Annotated in this window: 16 protein-coding genes; 9 read left to right on the top strand and 7 right to left on the bottom strand. The window is 56.3% G+C overall.

Translation table 11 applies throughout. The annotated features are described in order from the left end of the window. Nucleotides 1–25: 25 nt before the first annotated feature. Nucleotides 26–313: a DUF1330 domain-containing protein gene (locus EDC14_RS12015; protein ID WP_165907978.1), complete on the top strand. Its 288-nt coding sequence runs from the start codon at nt 26–28 to the stop codon at nt 311–313. A gap of 57 nt (nt 314–370) precedes the next feature. Here EDC14_RS12015 and EDC14_RS12020 read toward each other — a convergent pair whose 3' ends face one another. From EDC14_RS12020 to EDC14_RS12035, 4 genes are all read right to left on the bottom strand, one after another. After that, nucleotides 371–754: a hypothetical protein gene (locus EDC14_RS12020; protein WP_132014545.1), complete on the bottom strand. Its 384-nt coding sequence runs from the start codon at nt 752–754 to the stop codon at nt 371–373. Nucleotides 755–815: 61 nt separating this feature from the next. Then, entirely contained in the window at nt 816–1,031 is a 216-nt protein-coding gene (locus EDC14_RS27070; protein ID WP_132014546.1) for a hypothetical protein, read from the bottom strand. A 20-nt stretch (nt 1,032–1,051) separates the two neighbouring features. Continuing rightward, the gene (locus EDC14_RS12030; protein ID WP_165907979.1) at nt 1,052–1,420 is read right to left on the bottom strand and encodes a helix-turn-helix domain-containing protein; all 369 of its coding nucleotides are present in this window, start codon (nt 1,418–1,420) and stop codon (nt 1,052–1,054) included. A gap of 204 nt (nt 1,421–1,624) precedes the next feature. Next, nucleotides 1,625–2,464: an AraC family transcriptional regulator gene (locus EDC14_RS12035; RefSeq protein WP_132014548.1), complete on the bottom strand. Its 840-nt coding sequence runs from the start codon at nt 2,462–2,464 to the stop codon at nt 1,625–1,627. A gap of 114 nt (nt 2,465–2,578) precedes the next feature. Here EDC14_RS12035 and EDC14_RS12040 point away from each other — a divergent pair, with 114 nt between their 5' ends. From EDC14_RS12040 to EDC14_RS12050, 3 genes are all read left to right on the top strand, one after another. Beyond that, nucleotides 2,579–3,442 carry a sugar phosphate isomerase/epimerase family protein gene (locus EDC14_RS12040; RefSeq protein ID WP_165907980.1) on the top strand — a complete coding sequence of 288 codons (864 nt, stop codon included), beginning with the start codon at nt 2,579–2,581 and terminating at the stop codon, nt 3,440–3,442. Nucleotides 3,443–3,571: 129 nt separating this feature from the next. After that, entirely contained in the window at nt 3,572–4,429 is an 858-nt protein-coding gene (locus tag EDC14_RS12045; RefSeq protein ID WP_132014550.1) for a sugar phosphate isomerase/epimerase family protein, read from the top strand. A 57-nt stretch (nt 4,430–4,486) separates the two neighbouring features. Then, on the top strand, nt 4,487–5,647 hold the full coding sequence (locus tag EDC14_RS12050) for a Gfo/Idh/MocA family protein (RefSeq protein ID WP_132014551.1): 1,161 nt from the start codon (nt 4,487–4,489) through the stop codon (nt 5,645–5,647). Nucleotides 5,648–5,975: 328 nt separating this feature from the next. On the opposite strand, the gene EDC14_RS12055 is transcribed toward EDC14_RS12050, so the two are convergent. From EDC14_RS12055 to EDC14_RS12065, 3 genes are all read right to left on the bottom strand, one after another. Continuing rightward, nucleotides 5,976–6,905, bottom strand: a complete 930-nt coding sequence (locus EDC14_RS12055; protein ID WP_132014575.1) for a P1 family peptidase — start codon at nt 6,903–6,905, stop codon at nt 5,976–5,978. Nucleotides 6,906–6,967: 62 nt separating this feature from the next. After that, on the bottom strand, nt 6,968–8,308 hold the full coding sequence (locus EDC14_RS12060; protein WP_132014552.1) for an FAD-binding oxidoreductase: 1,341 nt from the start codon (nt 8,306–8,308) through the stop codon (nt 6,968–6,970). Between the two features lie 616 nt (nt 8,309–8,924). After that, entirely contained in the window at nt 8,925–11,300 is a 2,376-nt protein-coding gene (locus tag EDC14_RS12065; RefSeq protein ID WP_132014553.1) for a helix-turn-helix domain-containing protein, read from the bottom strand. A gap of 210 nt (nt 11,301–11,510) precedes the next feature. Here EDC14_RS12065 and EDC14_RS12070 point away from each other — a divergent pair, with 210 nt between their 5' ends. The 5 genes from EDC14_RS12070 to EDC14_RS12090 all read left to right on the top strand — a co-directional run bounded on the left by EDC14_RS12070 (nt 11,511) and on the right by EDC14_RS12090 (nt 20,077). Then, nucleotides 11,511–14,585: an alpha-mannosidase gene (locus tag EDC14_RS12070; protein ID WP_132014554.1), complete on the top strand. Its 3,075-nt coding sequence runs from the start codon at nt 11,511–11,513 to the stop codon at nt 14,583–14,585. A gap of 174 nt (nt 14,586–14,759) precedes the next feature. Next, nucleotides 14,760–15,722 (top strand): ABC transporter permease, encoded by a 963-nt coding sequence (locus EDC14_RS12075; protein ID WP_243662912.1) that lies wholly within the window; start codon nt 14,760–14,762, stop codon nt 15,720–15,722. A 9-nt stretch (nt 15,723–15,731) separates the two neighbouring features. Continuing rightward, nucleotides 15,732–16,613: a carbohydrate ABC transporter permease gene (locus EDC14_RS12080; RefSeq protein ID WP_132014555.1), complete on the top strand. Its 882-nt coding sequence runs from the start codon at nt 15,732–15,734 to the stop codon at nt 16,611–16,613. Nucleotides 16,614–16,730: 117 nt separating this feature from the next. Next, nucleotides 16,731–18,317, top strand: a complete 1,587-nt coding sequence (locus EDC14_RS12085) for a type 2 periplasmic-binding domain-containing protein (RefSeq protein ID WP_132014556.1) — start codon at nt 16,731–16,733, stop codon at nt 18,315–18,317. Nucleotides 18,318–18,436: 119 nt separating this feature from the next. Continuing rightward, nucleotides 18,437–20,077: a hypothetical protein gene (locus EDC14_RS12090; protein ID WP_132014557.1), complete on the top strand. Its 1,641-nt coding sequence runs from the start codon at nt 18,437–18,439 to the stop codon at nt 20,075–20,077. Nucleotides 20,078–20,080: the final 3 nt, after the last annotated feature.

The raw sequence follows: 20,080 nt of genomic DNA on the forward strand, positions 1-20,080 counted from the left end.
AAAGTCATGGGGGGAGGCGTTTTCGGTGAGTTATTATTTCGTGGCCCAGATCCAAATCCGGGATGAGGCGGAATATCAAAAGTATTTGAACGAGGTGGATGAGGTATTCAGCAAGTTTGAAGGAGAATATCTTGCGGTCGATCCCAATCCCGCAGTCATCGAGGGAGAATGGAAGTACAGCCGGTTCGTCATGATACAGTTCCCCGATGAAACGGCATTTCAACGTTGGTATCAATCGCCGGAATATCAAGCAATCCTGCGCCACCGTCTGCGAGCCGCCCAATGTGATACCGTTCTGGTGAAAGGGTTGTAATCTAATTTTGATTGCTTTTTTTGTTGGCGCGAATGAGTCCCTTCATTACAATTCATCTTATAGTCCGCCAATGTTTTTCAGAAATTCACCTGGAGTCATCACGGCGCAAAAGCGTTTTAATGGCTCCAAATCGGCGATGTTTGAGCTAACAACCACATCAGGGCGGCACTGAACTGCGGCTAAGAGCAGATGGAAGTCTCCGAGATCGGTTTGGTGGAGCGGTATCTTTAGCATATCGGATAATTCGGCATCGATGGGCCACCAATCCGCAAATTTGGATAAAACCACCCAAAGGGGTGTATCTTCAGGAAAAGTCGAAACAAATCGATAGGTCTGGCGAATGGACAGCGCCGCGCCAGGATCGAGTATTGCGGCAAAACCATTTAAAAGCCATGTGATAAAGTCTTTCGAACCGGAAATTGCCTTGCAAAAAGATATCAAACGACTTTATCACTTGCTTTTCTGAGCTTTTATGAACACCCCGACCTTCGGACGGGGTTTATCACAACGCTTTTAAAAACAGCGCGATTTCTTCCGGCATATAAATACGGCGGGCCGCTCTTTTACCGATCCCATCCGAACAAGCCTTATGAATGAATTCAGCAATCACCGCCTGAGAAATAACGGGCTGGTATAGCGGAGTAGCCCCCAACTTTAATAGCCGCATGTTCCATCCGTCCGGCTTAACCAAAGCCCCGCAAAAAACGGTGGTATCCAAAAGAGCGGTGGGCCGAGGGCTCATCGCTCAAACTCGTCGATGCCGGGTGAGTTCGAAAAACGTGAATTAATTTGCTCCGTTGTTTCTTGAAACGCCCGGACTTTGGAGAGATCGCCAAATTGTGCCGCCGGGATGCGCCAAGCGCCGCCCGGAGTTTGGATGGCTTGAATTTTGCCTTGTTCACACCATTTTCTGACCATTCGGTCGGATACTTGAAAGGCTGTCGCGATCTCGGCGGTCTTGTAGTAGGCTTTCGCCGTTACCGGATAGATATCGATCTGAAGTTCTTCAGCGGCAGAAACAGTTAGTTCATCGGCATATTGGAGGAACCGGGCAGCGATTTTTTTCCTGGTTTCGGCTTTTTGAAGATCCTTTTTGACGACAATCATACTCATTTTTCCCACCGTCCCATCTCCATTCTACAGCGATTCCGGAAATTCCGCAAGTTCCGCTATATAGTATGGCCGATTCATGGGAATATTTCCAAATTCGCCGGAGAAAAGGCGGGCATAGAATCGGGGGCGAAAAAAATTTCGCTTGAAAATGAAGTTTAAAAGCATTTCATCGAAGATCGAGGGAAAGTCAGCTCCTTGTCACACCCGTTTCTTATACTGCCCCGGCGCGATGCCGGTGGTTTTCTTGAACATCCGGATGAAGTTGGAATAGTCGCGGAATCCCGACATCTGGCAGGCCTCGGTCACATTATGCCCCTCCGCCAGCAGCTTTTTGGCCCGGGCGATCCGCTTGTAGATGATATACTCGTGGAGCGTGCTGCCGGCGTATTGCTTGAATAACCGGCTGAGATGAAAGCGGTTGACGTAGAGGCGGCGTTCCAGGGCTTCCAGGGAGAGATCCTCCTCCAGATTGGCCTCGATATAATCGAGCACCGGCATCAGCTGTTCCGGCGGATCGAAGCGCTCGGCGACGGGCCGGATATCCAGGAAGAGCTGTTCGATATAGACCAGGAGTTCGATGAGATAGGTCAGGCGCAATAGCGCCGCGCCATCCCCCGCCCGGTCGCAAACCTCCTCGATCTGCGCGAACAGCCGCCGCGCCGTCAGGATCTGCTCCGGCCCCAGGTTCAGCTTATTTCCCTCGCCTTTGGGCCGGTCCGTAAAGCACTGCAGCATGTCGAAGCCGGGACCGCTAAAGAGTCCCAGCAGTTCGGGGCTGAAATGAACCGTAATCCGTTCGTAAACAGCGGGCGTCACGAAGGTCGGCCGGTGAATCTCATGATTATTGATCAACAATAAATCGCCCGGCTTCAACTGGTAGATCTGCTTCTCGATGAAATAGCGGACATCGCCGGAGATGAAGAAGTAAATCTCGAAAAAGTTGTGCAGGTGGAAGTCGAACGTCTCCGGGTAGCGGTCCTTTTTGTGACTGTAGCTGATAAAGCTTTCGCGATCCTGGTAATAACGCTCCAGCAACATCCGAACCTCCTTCGCAATATGTCAAGAAAAGCAATATTGAACGCAAAATTAGCCAAGAATATGGGTTTAATCAATATTATACTATATCCATCAGCATTACAGGGAGGAGTTTCAATGAAATTCGCAGTATTTACCGTCAGTACGCCGGAGTATGACCCGCGCCAGACCGTCCGGCGGTTGCGGGAGATCGGCTACGACGGCGTGGAGTGGCGGATCGCCGCGGCGCCGCCGGCGGAGAAACCGGCCGATTATACCTATGAGCGGCGTTACTGGTGTTATAATCAGAGCACGTTGGATCTGGAGACGCTGCCGGAGCGGGCGGCGGAGGTCCGGGCTTTTACCAGCGAGGCCGGGCTGGAGATCTGTTCGCTCACCACCTATCTGCTGCCGGACCAGCTTGCGGCGGTGGAGCGGGTGCTGCAGGCCGCCCGCCAAATGGACTGTCCGAATATTCGGGTCAACGCCCCGAATTTCAAGGACGGCGATCATTACCCGACGCTCTTTGAGCGGACCGTCGGCCAACTGCGACAGCTCGAACCGCTGGCTGCCCGGTACGGCGTGCGGATCAATCTCGAGATCCACATGGGCAACATCATTCCCAGCGCCAGCGCCGCCTATCGCCTGGTCTCCGGCTTCGACCCCCGGCACATCGGGATCATCTTCGACCCCGGCAATATGGTTTATGAAGGCTTCGAAAACTACCGGCTCGGCGTGGAACTGCTCGGGCCGTACCTGGCCCACGTCCATGTGAAGAATGCCATTTGGCAACAGACCGAAACCACGCCCGACGGGGTCCAGGTCTGGCAGCCAACCTGGGCGCCGGTGAAATCCGGTTTCGCCGACCTGCGCCGCCTGGCCCGGGTGCTCAAGGAAGCGGGCTATCAAGGCTACCTGTCGCTGGAGGATTTCTCCAATGAAGAGGATACCGAGAGCAAACTCCGGAACAACCTGGCTTTCATGAAGGAGATCACCGCTTAAGCTCCCGGACCCTGAGGAGGGGAGAAGGGGCGCGCCCAGAATTGCGCCGTCCCGGTGAGGGCACGGCCGGCCCTGCTCCGGCAAGGCACGGCCTCCCAAGAGATGATGAAGAACGGAGAGAAACTACTGATGAGTCAATTTATCCTAAGCGCCTTTGCGGATGAGATCGCCGACGACCTTCAGACCCAGATGGACGTCCTGGAGGAGCATGACATTCATTTCATCGAGATGCGCGGCGTGAACGGCAGGCCCTTGGTCCAGCACAGCCTGGACGAGGTCCGGGCGATCAAGGCGCAACTGGACGCCCGGGGTTTCCGGATCTCCGCCGTCGGCTCGCCCATCGGCAAGATCAAGATCAGCGACCCTTTTGAACCCCATCTGGAGCTCTTCCGGCATACGCTGGAGATCGCCAAGATCCTGGAGACCGGGTACATCCGGATGTTCAGCTTCTTCCTGCCGCCGGGCGAGGACCCCCGGCATTACCGAGCAGAGGTCCTGCGCCGCTGGGAAGCGCTGCTTCAGGCCGCCGACGGCACGGGATTGGTGCTGCTCCATGAGAATGAGAAGGAAATATACGGCGATACGCCCGAACGCTGCCTCGATCTGCTGACGTCGTTTCCCGGCGATGGGCTGAGGGCGGTCTTCGATCCGGCCAATTTCGTCCAGTGCGATGTCGAAACCTTCCCCGGGGCCTACCGGCTCCTGGAGGATTACGTGGTCTATATGCATATCAAGGACGCGGTCGCCAGCGACCATCATGTCGTCCCCGCCGGATACGGCGACGGGAAGGTCCCGGCGATCCTCGCCGCGCTGCAGCGCCGGGGTTATGAGGGTTTCCTGTCGCTCGAGCCCCACCTCGGCAGCTTCAAAGGCTTCGCCGCTCTGGAGCCCAACTCGCCAGCCAACCAGCTGCCCGAGGGCGGTCCGAAGCAATTCGCCATCGCCGTGGCGGCCTTGAAAAAGATCCTGGCGGAGCTCCCGCAATAAGTCTCCGGGACGCCCGGAGCGCTTGCGGAGGCGAATCACTGAATAGAGGAGGAGACTATGGACAAGGTACGAATCGGAATCATCGGCATCGGCAACATGGGCAGCGCCCATGCCCGGTACCTCTTTCAAGGCGATATTCCCGGAGCGGAACTCACCGCGGTGTGCGATACTAATCCCGCCCGGCTGCAATGGGCGTCGGAGACCTTTGGCGATAAAGTATTGACCTTCGCCGGCGCCGAGCAGCTGTTCGCCGCGGGGGTGGTCGATGCGGTAATGGTGGCCACGCCGCACTACGACCATCCGCCCCTGGCCATTCAGGCTTTCAACCACGGCTGCCATGTGCTCTGCGAGAAGCCGGCCGGGGTCTACACTAAGCAAGTGCGGGAGATGAACGAGGCCGCCGCCAAGAGCGGCAAAGTCTTCAGCATGATGTACAACCAGCGGACCAATCCTCTCTACCAGAAACTGCGGGATCTGGTCCAATCGGGCGAGCTGGGTCCGATCAAGCGGACCAATTGGATCATCACTTCCTGGTACCGCTCGCAGAGCTATTACGATTCCGGCGGCTGGCGGGCCACCTGGGCGGGAGAAGGCGGCGGGGTGCTCCTGAATCAAGACCCGCACCAGTTGGATCTCTGGCAATGGATCTGCGGCATGCCGGTGCGGGTCCGGGCTTTCTGCCAGTTCGGCAAGTTCCATGAGATCGAGGTGGAGGATGACGTCACCGCCTACGTGGAGTATGAGAACGGCGCCACCGGCCTTTTCGTCACCTCCACCGGCGAGTCGCCCGGCACCAACCGTTTCGAGATCAGCGCCGACCGCGGCAAGGTCGTGGTCGAAGACGGCAAGCTCACCTTCTGGCGGCTGCGGGTTCCGGAGCGCCAGTTCAACCGGGAGTATAAGGGCGGATTCGGCCAGCCGGAATGTTGGGAATGCCAGATTCCGATCACCGGCAAAGCCACCGACCATCCCGGAATCACCGCCAACTGGGTCGAGGCCATCCTCAAAGGAGCGCCGCTGTTGGCGCCGGGCCCCGAAGGAATCCGCGGCCTGGAACTCTCCAACGCGATGCACTTGTCGGCCTGGCTCGACAATTGGGTGGATCTGCCCATCGACGAGGAATTGTTCCATCAGAAATTGCAAGAGCGGATCGCCACCTCGACCGCAAAGAAGCAGAGCGGTCCCGACCGCGTGCTGAGCGTCGGCGGAACGCATTGAGCGGTGTCATCGGTACTTTATCCCATGGCTAAACAGCCGGAGAATTCATTCCATGCTTTGGGCGTCAACGCCCAAAGCATGGAATTTTTTATGCGGAAGTCGTTTTTCGGGAGCGTAACCATAGGTTCGGCAAAATCATGTGCCGGATGGATAGTTGGCTTTTAACGAAGCCGGTAGGTTGAACCTGCCGCCGTAGGATGCTTCGGGCTATTTTTTGATCGAGAGCTCCTGTACCTAAACGCTTGGGTAAAGGCAAAGGGACACATTGCCTGGGGAAAGCCCTCGGCCTAACGAATACCCGTTACGGATTAAGGTCCTATTTTGGCGCTTATCTCCCAGGTTGGGCCGCTAGCGCCCCCCGGATAATGGCCTGCTCCAGTACTACCGCTGCGGCTGTGCCCACAATCGTAACGACGGCGTCTCTCGACATGTCACTGGTGTGTGAACCCAAGGCGAGGCAGAAGACCGTGTCACCATCCCACTGAGTGTGATTGGGGGAGATGGCCCGGGCCATTCCATCGTCGGCGAGTTTGGCCACCCGGTTGGCCTCCGCCTTGCTCAGCCGCTCTGTGGTCGCCACTACGGCGATCGTGGTGCTCTGGTAGTACAGTGGTGACGGCACACCGTCCAGCATCGCCCGGGTCTGATCGACGAAGGTTCCGTCGGGATTTAGCGCTCCGACGACGATCCGCCCCCGATCCCACACGTCTCCGAGGGCATTGACCACCGCCAGGGCCGCCACCACAGGGCCGCCGGGAATGTGAATGGAGGCGGTGCCCAGTCCGCCTTTCATCGGTATCCCGTAGATCTTCCCCACCGTCGCTCCCGCCCCGGCGCCTACATTTCCTTCGGCTACGGGACCTGAATTTGCAGCCTGGCAGGCAGCGTAGGCCAGGGCCGCATCAGGCGGAGGTGAGCCCATGGCGAAGGGAAGGTCAAAGATAACCGCCGCGGGTACGAGCGGTACCTCGGCGATCCTTTGTTCAACAAGCCAGCGCATTACCCCTCCCGTCGCCGGCAACCCGAAGAAACTGCCGCCGGTGAGAAGGAGGCCGTATACAGGATACTCCGCAGCGCCAGGGCGGATGATATCGGTATTTTGGGTACCGGGGCTACCTCCGCTTACGTCTACACCTGGAACTGCCCCATCCGGGCAGAGAATCACCGTGCATCCCGTGCGTCCGCTTTCTTCCTCGGCGTTTCCCACCAGGATGCCGGGAACATCAGTGAGTCCTCCCGGGGGTTTTGTTTTATTCATTGATCTCACCCTTATCTGAAAGATTTAACTTTTTCCAATGTCGCATGCGTATTGATGCTCTTTCAAGCAGGCGGAATGCTCTGCGGGAACCGGAAGACGTTTTCCGGGTCGTATTTGGCCTTCACCCGGGTCAACCGGCCAAAGTTGCCGCCGTAGTATGCCTCGGGCCAATTCTTGATTGAGAGGTCCGGGGTATTAACGTAAACGCCCCGAGTAAAGGGGAGCATCGCCCGACGGAAGTCCTCTACCCAACGAATCCCTGGAGCAATTCCTTCCTGGGCGCTCCAGGTGGCAAAGAGGGACATGTTCGATAGCGCCTCACGGTAGAAGTATGCCGTGGCCGTATTCGGAACTCTGGCTACCGCCCCGCCTAGACCGTGGAAAAAGACGGTAACTGTGGAAGCCTGAGGTGGTTCGTTGATGAAGCGCCGGATCGTGGCAATACCCTCCTCCGGCAGCAGGTGATCGACGAAGGGACCTACACTTTTGAAAGGCAAGGGAGACGTAGGCTGGGTGGCTGCTATCAGGGATACAGCCTTAAGCCAGGGTATCTCTTCAATGGTTACTTGCTGCGGCGAGCCGGCCCGAAGCAAAGGTTCCAGCAGGCGACGCAGTTTTTCAGCCGAACCGAGAAAAACTCCTTGCATAAGCAGCAAGGACTGTTCTCCCGAAGTTATCGTGAGGAGTGGAGTGAGCCGCTCGTCGGCGTCAGGAGTGGTATAGTTCTGCCAGGTTCGCAATACCGGCTCTAGATCCTGAAGCTTCCAATTAATGCTGGCATAGGCAACCGTGTCAATTTGATGCGTGCGGAAGCGGAAAGAGGTACAGATACCAAAATTACCGCCACCGCCACCGCGCGAAGCCCAGAATAGATCGGGATGTTGATCGGCATTGGCGTAAAGCACATTGCCGTTGGCGTCGACCATCTCCAATTCAAGTAGGTTATCAATTATCAGACCCCACGGCCGAGATAGACTGCTCTGACCGCCGCCCAGGGTAAACCCGGCGATACCCGTGGTGGGGCAGAGACCGGCCGGCACCACCAATCCCTCGGCCCCCAGTGTCTCGTATAATTCGATGTCCCGCAGGCCGGTCTGTACCGTAACGGTACCACGCTGGTGGTCCACCTTCACCTGTTTCATCTCACTGACGTCAATCACAATGCCGGCATCAACGACCGATAAGCCTTCATAGTTGTGACGGCCGGAGCGCATACGGAGCGGCACGGCCCGATAATGCGCCCAGCGTATGGCGTTGACTACGTCCTGAGTCTCCTGGGCAAATACAATGACCAACGGGAATCGATTAAAGAAGGTGTTGAACTCCAGGCGGGCCGCATGATATTGCGGATCTCCCGGTAAGACGATGCGCCCGGTGAGGTCGGGCTCCTTATTATGGGACATTCAAACATCACTCCCTATCATAAATTAGCGGATTGGATATTCAATAATATGTCACTCATTACACAAACTGTATCAATCAAAGAAAAAATGTACGATTAGAACAGAATTTACAGTTGCTCCAGGTCATTATATCAATCCAACGATTCGCCTTATAGACGGGATGAGCGGGAACGCCAATATCGGTGAATCGGCAGGGGTCGACTAACTTCGGGGCCGCTGGATTCCAAGCTTCTGGAGAGGTTTCCGTGTTTCGGCGGTCGTTCGATTAGCCCGTGCTAACAGTCTGATTGGACAAAATGGATGTCGGTGAAGTTGATGTGGGGAGATGCTGCGCAAGGTGTAGTCCATGCTGGAAATCAACTGAAGAGATTTGGAAAGGACAGGTTATCATTGTCACCAAGTTACCAAAGACGATGGGGTATCTGAATGCAGCATTATATGAATATGCAAAAAGTCAAGAGTCTATGCTGGGAAAAGGATATTTGGACCAAGACAAAAGGTGCGGAGGATGGTCGGATGGGATTGGGGTAAAGAATCGTAGTATGGAAATGGCAGAATCCCGGTAATTTAAGTTGCTAAAAAGTGGTCGCCGTCGGATCCGATAAGGGGAAGCGCTTCACGATTCGGGAACGGTCTGGCTCCGGGGCTGGAATTGGCGGCGGTAGTCATAGGGCGTATAGCCGTAACGCGCTTTAAACTGCTTGATGAAATAAGCGGCCGCGTTGTAGCCGGCTTGAAAGCCGACCTCCTGCACGGACAGGGCCGTCTGGAGCAACAGGCCGCGCGCTTTCTCCAGCCGCTGGTCATTGATGTACGTTATAAAAGCGACCCCGGTGACCTCTTTGAATATTTTACTGAAATAGCCGGGGCTCAAGCGAATATGTTCGGCCACCGAATCCAGGGACAAATCGGCCGCGCTCAGATGTTCCGCGATATAGGCAAGGGCTTCGGCGACGATCTGATAGTTCCGGTTGGAGATGCGGGTTTGATTCCATTGAAAAACCCGCTCGGCGCAGCCGGTGATCCAGAAGGCAAAGCCGGCGATGTTGTTATTTTCCGAGAATAAGTCCTGCAAGCCGGAGATCTCTTTTTCCGACAGTTTATACTGCATTTCTTTGATATAGATCGAGAAGATCCGCGTGATCTCCAGCAATTTCTGCCGGCAGTGATCGGCGGAGTAATGGCCTTGCCGGATCCGTTCCACCAATCCCGCTAAAACCGCGTCCACCTGCTTCAGATTGCCCGTTTTCAGGTTCGCCGCGAATTCCTGGATGAATGAGTCGGGGAGCGACTCCGGGCTGGCCTCTTTTGGGAGGAACGCTTCGCCCGTCAAAACCGGAATATCGGGATAAAAATAACAATACTTGAAGAGGACGGCCGCTTCCTGGAAAGACCGGTGGATCCCAAGCAAAGAGTCGGTCCAGGTTCCGGCGGTAATGCTGACGGGCAAGCGGTAATCGGCCCAAAGGAAATCGGTAATCTTCCCGGCCAGGTTTTCGAGGTGCTCGGGATCCGGCCGGGTGGACCCGATGATGAGCGCGATCCTTTGGTCGGCCAGGCCGACTCCCACATGATAAAGCGCCGGGGAGTTGTTCGCTTCGCTCGCCCGGATCAGTCGCTCTTTGATGGTTTGACTCTCTTCGAAGGTGAAATTCTTGAAGACTTGATGATCCACTTGGATGAGGACCACGCAGAAATAGGGATAATCCAGATTGGCATGGAATAGATCGAGCTCCTTGGCGAATTCTTGCGCGGTCAAGAAACGGTTATATAGCAGCCCGGTGATGAAATGGTTCCGGATCACCGGCTCGTTGGCCTGGAGGGAAGTTACTTTCACCGCCATCTCATCGATAAAATGGTTGATGAAGCCGTACTCGTTTTCCGCCGCCAGGTTCGGATCCTTGCTGCCGGTCAGCGCGCGCACCTTTTGGATGATCACCGCCAGGGGGTTGTAAATCCGGCGGGTCAGGATGAACGAAGCCGCCAGGCCGATGCCGATGGCCAGCAGACAGATGACCATCAATAATTGCTGAACGAAAATGGTGCTTTGATAAAAGCGGTGAATGGGCGTGATGTTGACGATCTTCCAGTCGGAATACGGCAGCGAGGCAAAGGCGATCATCGAAGCGACCCGGCCCACTTTGCCGCCGAAGCTGTCATAGTTCCGGCGCGAAGCCAGGATCCGCCGCACGTATTTTTCCTGGTTCAATGACTGATAGAGTAGCTTTTTCCGGGGGTGGGAAATAATCTGGCCGCGCTGGTTGATGATGAAGGTATGCTGATATTCGGCGGGAATGATCTTCTGAATGATCCGGCTGACGGTGCTTTCGGCAACGTCGATGGCGATGACGCCCTGATAATCGGTTCCGGAGGAGATCATCGGAAAGGTTCTGACAAAGGTAAAATAATTGGTTTTTCGGTCCATGGTTTCCGGAGCGATATCGCGCAGCACCTTCCGGGATTCGATCCAGCGGAAGCTGTCCGGGTAATGATTCATGGCGCGGAGCCAATCCAGTTTCTTATAGGATTGGCCTTGATGGGTCAGATAACTGACGCCGGAAGAAGAGGAAATGATGAGATCCTGCTTTTTATAGTAGACATGGATGGCGCTGATGATGCCGGGATGATTGGCGACGATTTTTTGAAAGTAGTTATAGGTTTGATACAGTTGGTAATGGTTGCCCTTGACCGGCTCGTTGAAGTGAAAAAGCGTCTCCGAGGAACCGTCGTATTCGGTGGAAAGATCCATAAAACACAGGATCACCGGTTCAATGATCTGAAATTTCAGAGTCTCGGCCACTTGTTCCAACACCTTCTGGTGGACGGTTTCAATCTCGTGATTGAAACGGGACGAAAAGAAGAGATAAGAAAAGATGCCCACAATGAAGGTGACGATCATCACCACGATGATAAAGGAGAGGATCAGTTTTCCAAAGAGCGAGTTGAGTTTGGTCATCCGGCTGAGTTTCTGATTCAGACTGTCGAGTTCCAAATCTTTCACTTCCTCGGTTGAACTTTGGAATCGCGGGAAACCGCTCCACCGATCCTAATGGATGTACTTCTGGTTAATTTTTAATTCCCCTTCTGTAAAGCCGGAAATTGATACTTTCCGATGAATTTGTTATTGTGAGGGATCCCCCCGGGAAACTACAATCGAATCAGTGGAATATCCCGCAAAATTAGCCTCGAAGGAGGATGGCCGATGGCGCTGACCAAGGAATGGGAGAAACGGATTCTCAAATGGCTGGCGGAGTTGAAAAATCATTTTTTCCGGGAATTGGGGGTTATCGAGTTTACGGGGTTCGTCACCAGGGATCAGCTGGAGTTGGCCGACGCGTTGCGCGGCCCTTTTGCCGCTATGCCCGAAGGAACTGCCTGGGGAGCCAAGTGGGAGTACGGCTGGTTCCGGGGAAATGTGACCTTGGCCGAGGCGGCGCGGGGAAAGCGGATCGTCATCCGTCCCTGTCTGGGTGGAGAGAGCGCGGTGTATATCGACGGTTTGAACGCCGGAGCCATCGATAAGGAGCACCGTGAGGTGACATTGTGCATGAATGGGGAGCCGGGCCGGACCTTTGCGATCATTGCCGAGTCCTATGCCGGACACGGCCCCCGCCTGGAGGATATCCCGCCGCTCCCGCCCGGGCGGGTGGCGGTTCCGGAGCCAGGACCCACCCAGGTCCGGGTCGCTCGGAGCACCTTTGGCATCTGGGATGAGGAGGCTTATCAATTGTGGCTCGATGCGACCGCCTTGTATCAGATCCGCTGCAATATCAATGAAAATTCGTTGCGCGCCGCTGCCATCGACAAGGGGCTCAAGGATTTCACACTCCGGGTCGATTTTGAACTGCCGTACGAGGCGCGTCTCAAAACGTTTCAAGCGGGCCGCGAGCGGCTGCGACCGCTGCTGTCATGCGTCAATGGCTCCACCGCTCCCACGATGTTCATCTTCGGCCAGTCGCACCTCGATCTGGCCTGGCTATGGCCGTTCGCCGAGACCGAGCGGAAATGCGCCCGCACCGTGGCCACGCAGCTCGCGCTGATGGATGAGTATCCCGAATACCGGTTCCTCCTGACCCAAGCGCCGGTGTTCCTGACCTTGAAGGAACGTTATCCCCGATTGTATCAACGGGTCCGGGAAAAAATCGCCTCGGGTCAGCTGATCCCCGAAGGCGGAATGTGGGTGGAGGCGGACACCAATTTGCCCGGCGGCGAAAGCCTGATCCGCCAGTTGCTCTATGGGAAGCGTTTTTTCCGGGAAGAGTTCGGAGTCGACAGCCAGTTGGTGTGGCTGCCGGACGTTTTCGGCTTTTCGGCCGCGCTGCCGCAGATCCTCGTGGGTTGCGGCATCCGCTATTTTTCCACCAAGAAGCTCTATGACAATTACAACGGCGGCGACCCGTTCCCCTACAACATCTTCATGTGGCAGGGCATCGACGGCTCCCGGGTATTGACCCATATCATTCGCAAGAGCAATTCGCCGCTTGATCCGCAAACCCTCATCAAACGCTGGGAATTCGACCGGAAGCAACAGGATGATATCGCCACCTTCCTATTCCCCTTCGGCTATGGCGACGGCGGGGGCGGCCCCGTCCGGGAGCATCTGGAATACGCGAGGCGGATGAGGGATCTGGAGGGAGTGCCGCGGCTCCGCTACTGCCATCCCAATGAGTTTTTCGAAGATCTCGCGGAAAAAGGGCTGCCCGAAAACCATTACGTTGGGGAGCTTTACTTTCAGGCGCACCGCGGGACCTATACTTCCCAGGCCAAAACCAAGCGGGGTAACCGGCGCGCGGAGTTCGCCCTGCGGGAGGCCGAGCTGTGGGGAGCAGCGGCCCATGGCTGCCAAGGGTCGGCCTATCCCCGGGCCGAGCTGGAAAGGCTGTGGCAGAAAGTGCTCTTCAACCAGTTTCATGACATCCTCCCCGGCACCTCCATCCAAAGGGTCCACCAGGAAGCGGAAGCGGATTACGAAGCGGTCCTGGAAAAACTGGCCGTCTTGAAGAATTCCGCCGTATCCGCCCTAATCGAACCGGGCCCGGGGCTTACCGTCTTCAACTCTCTTTCCTGGGAGCGCCGGGAGTTGGTGGCGTTGCCCGCGGAGTATGAGGCGGTCTGCTCGCCGGACGGCGTCGTCCAGCCGACGCAGGCGGTCGGCGGCCAAACCCTGGCCGAGGTCCGGGTACCGGCTTGCGGCTGGAGTACGTTTCAGCCGGCCCCCGCCACTGCCGCGATCCTCAATTCGTTGCATGCCAGTCCCACGCGGCTGGAGAATGAGTATCTGCGAATCGAGCTGAACGACCGGGGCGAACTCGCCAGCATCTATGATAAGGAAGCCGGCCGGGAACTTGCCGCCGGCCTTTGCAACCGTTTGATGATGTACAAGGACGTGACCACTTACTATGATGCGTGGGACATCGACAGCATGTATGAAAGGCTCCCGGTGGCGCTGGACGAGAGGGCAACTATCGAGCCGGTCTGCAGCGGGCCGTTGCTGGCGGCGCTCCGTGTGGCCCGGCCATTGCACCACTCGCGGCTGACCCAGGAGATCTCGCTGCGCCGCGGCAGCAGAAGGATCGAGTTTAAGACCGTGGTGGAGTGGGCGGAAAGCCACAAACTCTTGAAAGTAGCCTTCCCCACCACGATTCATTGCGAGGAAGGGATCCATGAAATCCAGTTCGGGCACGTGCGCCGCCCGAACCACCATTCGCGGCAGTACGACGCCGACCGTTTCGAAGTATGTAATCATAAGTGGACCGCGGTCGCCGAGGGCAACCGCGGCTGCGCCATCCTCAATGATTGCAAGTACGGCGTCAACGTGGTGGGCGGCTGCATTAACCTGACGCTGCTGAAATCGGCCCTGGTGCCGGATATGCATGCCGACCGGGGACGGCAGGAGTTTACCTATGCCTTTTACGCCTGGAACGGGCCGTTTGTCGGCAGCGAGCTGATCCGGGAAGCCTATGAGCTGAACAGCCCGGTCTGCGCCGTGAGAGGCAGCGCGGGCCAACGTTCCTTATTCCGCTTGGATGATCCGGCGATTATTCTGGAAACGGTGAAACTGGCCGAGGACAATGGGGATCTAATTCTCCGCCTGTACGAGTCCAAGGCCGCAACCGTCCACTGCCTGCTTGAGACCTCGCTGCCGTTATGGCGGGCGGAACAGACCAATATGCTGGAGACGGAAGGCCGGGAGCTGGAGGCGTCCGGCGGGACGATCCCATTGGATTTTCGGCCGTTTGAGATCAAGACGATTCGGCTGCGGCTCCGAACTAGGTGAGACAAGGGAGAACGGCGCCGGTCCCGGGGAAGTTCAGCGGTCGCCGCACGAAAAAAACCGGAATGTTATACAATAACCGATCTTTGATATTGTCTTGCAACTGGCCGGAGCACTAAGATTGAAATGAACCAAGTGGTTACATTTCCATTACTAAAATGAAAAGGAGGGCGGGCGGTGGCCGCAGCGAGCAGTTTGTTCAAGCGATATGCGCTCCAAAAGGCGTCTCCGGGGGAGCGCGGCGTCTTTCAACAGTATTGGAAGCACCGGCATCTGTTTCTATTGCTTTTACCGGGCCTCGTGTACTTTATCGTCTTTCGTTATCTCCCAATTTACGGATTGACCATCGCTTTCAAGGATTTCCGGTTTCTGGAGGGGATCTGGGGCAGCCCCTGGGTGGGATTGGACGTGTTTCAGAACGTTTTCAGCCGGGCCGATTTCTGGGAAGTCTTCCGGAACACCTTTTTGCTCAGCATTTACAAACTGATCTTTGGGTTCGCCCCGCCGATCCTCTTCGCGCTATTATTGAATGAGATCCGCAACGCCTTTTATAAGAAAGCAGTGCAAACCATCAGTTATTTGCCGCATTTTGTCTCCTGGGTGGTCCTGGGCGGACTGTTTATCCAGTTTTTGTCGCCCTCGATCGGCCCCATCAATATTCTGCTCAAAGCGATGGGACTGAAGGCCATTTACTTCCTGGGCGACCCCAAGTGGTTCCGCACCACCCTGGTGGTCACCGATATCTGGAAGTCCATGGGCTGGGGTTCCATTATTTACCTGGCTTCCCTGAGCAATATCGACACCGCCATGTACGAGGCGGCCGACATCGACGGCGCCAATCGCTGGCAGAAGATGCGCTCGATTACGCTGCCTTCCCTGTCGCCGGTGATCACCATCATGCTGATTCTGGCCGTGGGAAAACTGGTCAACGACAACTTCGACCAGATATTCAACATGTATAATCCGGCGGTCTATTCGGTGGGCGATGTGCTAGGCACCTATACGTACCGCGAGGGACTGGAGAATATGTCTTACAGCTATGCCACGGCGGTGGAACTCTTCAAGAACGTCATCGCCTTCGCCTTGGTCTACAGCGCCAATAAGATTGCCGGCAAAATCAATGAGTACGGCATATGGTAGGAGGAAACCATGAGTTATCGTGCTTCGGCGGTTGAACGACTGGTCACTGGGGGAATCTACGCGCTGATGTTTCTGATTTGCGTGGTCACCCTCTATCCTTTCTTATATATCTTATCCACGTCCTTGGCTTCATCCAATGTGCCGCTGACCCAGATTCAGCTGATCCCGCCGGAGATCAGCCTGGAGAGCTACCGCCGGGTGCTGGAATACCCGTTGATCGGGATCGGGTATTGCAATACCATCGTCCGGACGGTGCTCGGGACCTTTCTTTCGGTCTTGGTGACCCTGATGATGGCTTATCCGCTCTCCAAGAAGTACTTTCCGCACCGGACCTTCTGGACCGGCCTGGTGGTCTTCACCATGTTTTTCAGCGGCGGAATCATCCCCAATTACATTTTGGTCCGCAGCCTGGGTTTGATGAACACCGTATGGGCGCTGGTCCTGCCGGAACTGGTGAGCGCCTTCAACCTGGTGATCGTCCGGAACTTTATGATGAGCCTCCCCGACAGCCTGGAGGAGTCGGCCAAGATCGACGGGGCCAATGACATCACGATTCTGTTCCGGATCGTGTTGCCGATCTGCAAGCCGATCATCGCCACCATCGCCCTGTGGGTGGCGGTCTGGCACTGGAACAGCTGGTTCGACAGCCTGATTTACGCCACCCGGGCCGAAAATCAAGTAGTCCAGCTGGTGATGCGCCGGATCGTGCTGGAAGGCTCGCAAAACTCCATGTCCCTGTCGGCGCAGATGAATCGGCAGAACGAGATCGTGACTCCGGAGAATCTGAAGGCCGCCACCATTATGGTGACCACCATCCCCATCCTGCTGGTTTATCCTTTCGTCCAGAAATACTTCGTCAAGGGAATCATGATCGGCTCGTTAAAAGGTTGAACCTTGAACCGGGAAATGCAGCCGTGGTCCGTTACAGGTGGTCGCCCGCCTGATATCCAAAATAAGAGGAGGTTGGGAATGAAAATGCCAAAGAAGACTGAAAGAGGGGGCCCGAGGATGAAGAGAGATTTCCGAAAACTGTTCCTGGTCATGCTGGCGGGGTTATTCGTGATCAGCATGGCGTGGGGCGCGCCCGGCAGCTTCGCCAAAGAAAAGCGCATCAAGATCAACTGGGTTCCGTATTCGATTCAGCCGACCGATCCCAACGGCGAGATCCTGAAGTGGATCGAGGAGAAGTTCAATGCCGATATCGACGTCTGGAACATGGACGAGAGCAAATTCGACGAGATGGTCAGCTTGCGGATGGCCGCCGGCGAGATCCCCGATTTCTTCCGCATCAGCAAAGTGGCCAACCTGGGCAACTACGTCAACCAGGGCGTCGCCGCGGTCATCCCCAACGGCTATCTCAAAAAGTACGCCCCCAATATCTACAAGTGCATTCAGGAGAATGCCCCGGGCTTCATGGATTACGGCCGGATCAACGGGAAGATGTATGGCATCCCCATTGTCAGTCCCACCAATATCTTTCACCTGCCCCTGGTATACCGGGAAGATTGGCTGAAAAAGGTGGGCGTCGCCAAAGCTCCGGAGACTTTGGCGGAATTCGAGAAATTAATGTATAAATTCGCCAAGGAAGATCCGGACGGCAACGGCAAGAAGGATACTTACGGACTCTCCAATACGGGCATGGCCGCGGTCTTCGGGGCTTTCGGAGTGCCGCTCAACCGCTGGGCCAAGGATGATTATTTCGTCAAACGCGGCAACCGGATCCTGAACGCCGCGGTGGCCCCGGAACTCAAGAGCGCCCTGGCCCTGTTGCACAAGTGGTACCAGGACGGCGTGCTCGACCCGGAGTTCATCACCGGCGAGAATACCGGCGGTTATTGGGCGCTGTCGCATGCCTTCATCAACAGCCGGATCGGCTTCTCCTGTAGCGGCAATTACTATCACTGGATCCCGGCGGGCGATTATAGCCAGGTCACCCCGGACGGGAAGAAGATCCCCTGCGACCCCGGGGCGATCGCCAAAGAGATCGGCCTGGTCAATCCGGCGATGAAATATGCCTTCGGCATGCCGCTCCAGGGTCCCAACGGCCAACGGGGTATCTTCCAGTTTAACCGGTTGATGAATTTTTACGCCTTCGGCAAACAGGTGGAGAAGGACAGGGCGAAGATGGCCAGGATCCTGCAGATCTTCGACTTCGCCAGCGCTTCACCGGATCTGGACCAGCGTTACCGGGCGCAGTGGGGCATCCAGGGCAAGCATTGGGTCTGGGTGGATAAGGAGCACGAAGAGAAGAACTTCCTGCCTCCCTATGATAAGCAGGACGGCTACAATCACCGGCTCGGCGCCTGCTTGTGGAGTGATATGCCGTTTCCGCCGAAGCAGATGCGGGAACAATGGGCTTATCAGCACGGCCTGAATAAGTACGGGATCGAGTCCGTGATCCAGTTTAGCCTGCCGTCGATGGTGAAATACGGCGCTCAGCTGCTTAAAATGCGCGACCAGATGCTGATCTCGATCATCACCGGGGATAAGCCGGTGGAGTGGTTCGATCAGTATGTAAAGGATTATATGAGAGCCGGCGGCGCGGAAGTCGAAAAAGAAGTCAACCAATGGTATAAGGCCAATCACAAGAAGTAAAAACGGGAATTTTGGCCATGAACGGCGGGGGCTGGGGGCGGGAGAGAACCTTCCAAATCCATCCCCCGTTTGTCATGAACCAACGCCAAAGTAACGGAATCGAGGAGAGAGGCAACGCCATGCGGCAGCATTATGAAAAGATCATCCGGGATACCGAGCAACGGGTCCAAACCTTCCTCCAATACCAGGTACGCGAGGAAGGATCATTTTTTGACGGCGGGTTCATGAATTCCGACCGGTACGCCGATCCCAAAGCGACCATCTTTTATCTGGCGAACCTGGCGGCGCTCTATTTCAACCCGCAGAGCCGGTTCTTCCGGGACCCTTCCGCCATTGGGCGGGTAAGGGCGGCCCTGGACTATGAATTGCGGGTGCAGCGGCCGGACGGGACCTTCGACTTTTTGGATTGCAATTTTTATGCCGCGCCGGATACCGCTTTTTATATCAACCGGCTGGTCTCCATGTACCGGGTGGTCGTGAAATACGGGAACCTCCCCGAGGACGCCTGGTTAACCGAGAAGCTGTACGCGATCATCGAACGGGCAGGCTACGGCATGGCGGCCGGCGGATTTCACACCCCCAACCATCGCTGGGCGATCGCCGCGGCCTTGTCGTCCTGCTACAACCTTACCGGAGTCGCGGCTTTCCGGGAGGCCGCCGCCAAGTACCTGAACGAGGGGATCGATTGCAATGCCGACGGGGAATACGCCGAGCGTTCCGCCGGCAATTACAATGGGGTCAACAATGAGCAGTTGATCATCCTGGCGCTGGAGACCGGGGATGACAGTTATCTGGAACATGTCCGGCGCAATCTGGAGCTGAGCCTTTTCTACATCGATCCGGACGGCAGCGTCTTCACCAATAACTCCACCCGCCAGGACTACGGCACCAAAAAGTATCCGGAGAGCTACTACTATCAATATCTTTATCTGGCCTGGAAATGCGGGATTCCGCATTTTGCCGCGGCTGCCGGCAAGATCATGGCCGATCTCGCGGAGCGGGGCGATCCGGCTCCGGACTGTCTGGACTGGTATATGTTGTACCCGGAGCTGATTGAGTACCCCCTCCCTGAAGCGGCGCTTCCCACCGAGTATGAAGCCTTCTATCCCGCTTCCGGGATCGTCCGGGTCCGGCGCGGCAACCACAGTTTCTCGCTGATCCGGGGAAACAGCAGATTTCTCTATTTTCAGGTCGGGGCGCTCAGCCTGTATCTGAAGATCGGGGTCAGTTATTTTGACCAGCGGGAGTTCCGGGCGGAGAGCATCGAGCGGACGACGGAGGGCTACCGGCTGACCTATCAGGCGCGGGGCTGGTACTATCTGCCCTTTGACGAGAAACCCGCCACCGCCGACTGGTGGAGCATGGACCACCGGCTCCGGAAGAAGTTGAGCGGCCCGGACCTGGCGATCACGGTCACCGTCAAGGAGATCGCCGGCGGAATCGCGGTCCGGATCGCCACCTCCGGGTGCGACCGGGTGCCGTTAAAGATCGAAACGGCGTTTCCGGCGGATGCATTCATCCAGACCGAATCCTTCATGTGCACGGCATCGGCCGGCGAGGCCCTCACCGTGAAGCGGGGCCAGCTGGAAGTGACCAAGGGCTTGGATACGATTCTCCTGGGGCCGGCCTTCGCCAACCATAACTTCGTGGGCGGCAAGTTCGGCAGCGAGGCCCGGAGCGCCAATCATTTCACGGTTTACTTCACCGACTTCAGCCATTTTGACCACACCCTGACGATTCGGGAGCCAAAGAATGATTAAGTT

This window comes from Hydrogenispora ethanolica (assembly GCF_004340685.1).
GTDB lineage: Bacteria > Bacillota > UBA4882 > UBA8346 > UBA8346 > Hydrogenispora > Hydrogenispora ethanolica.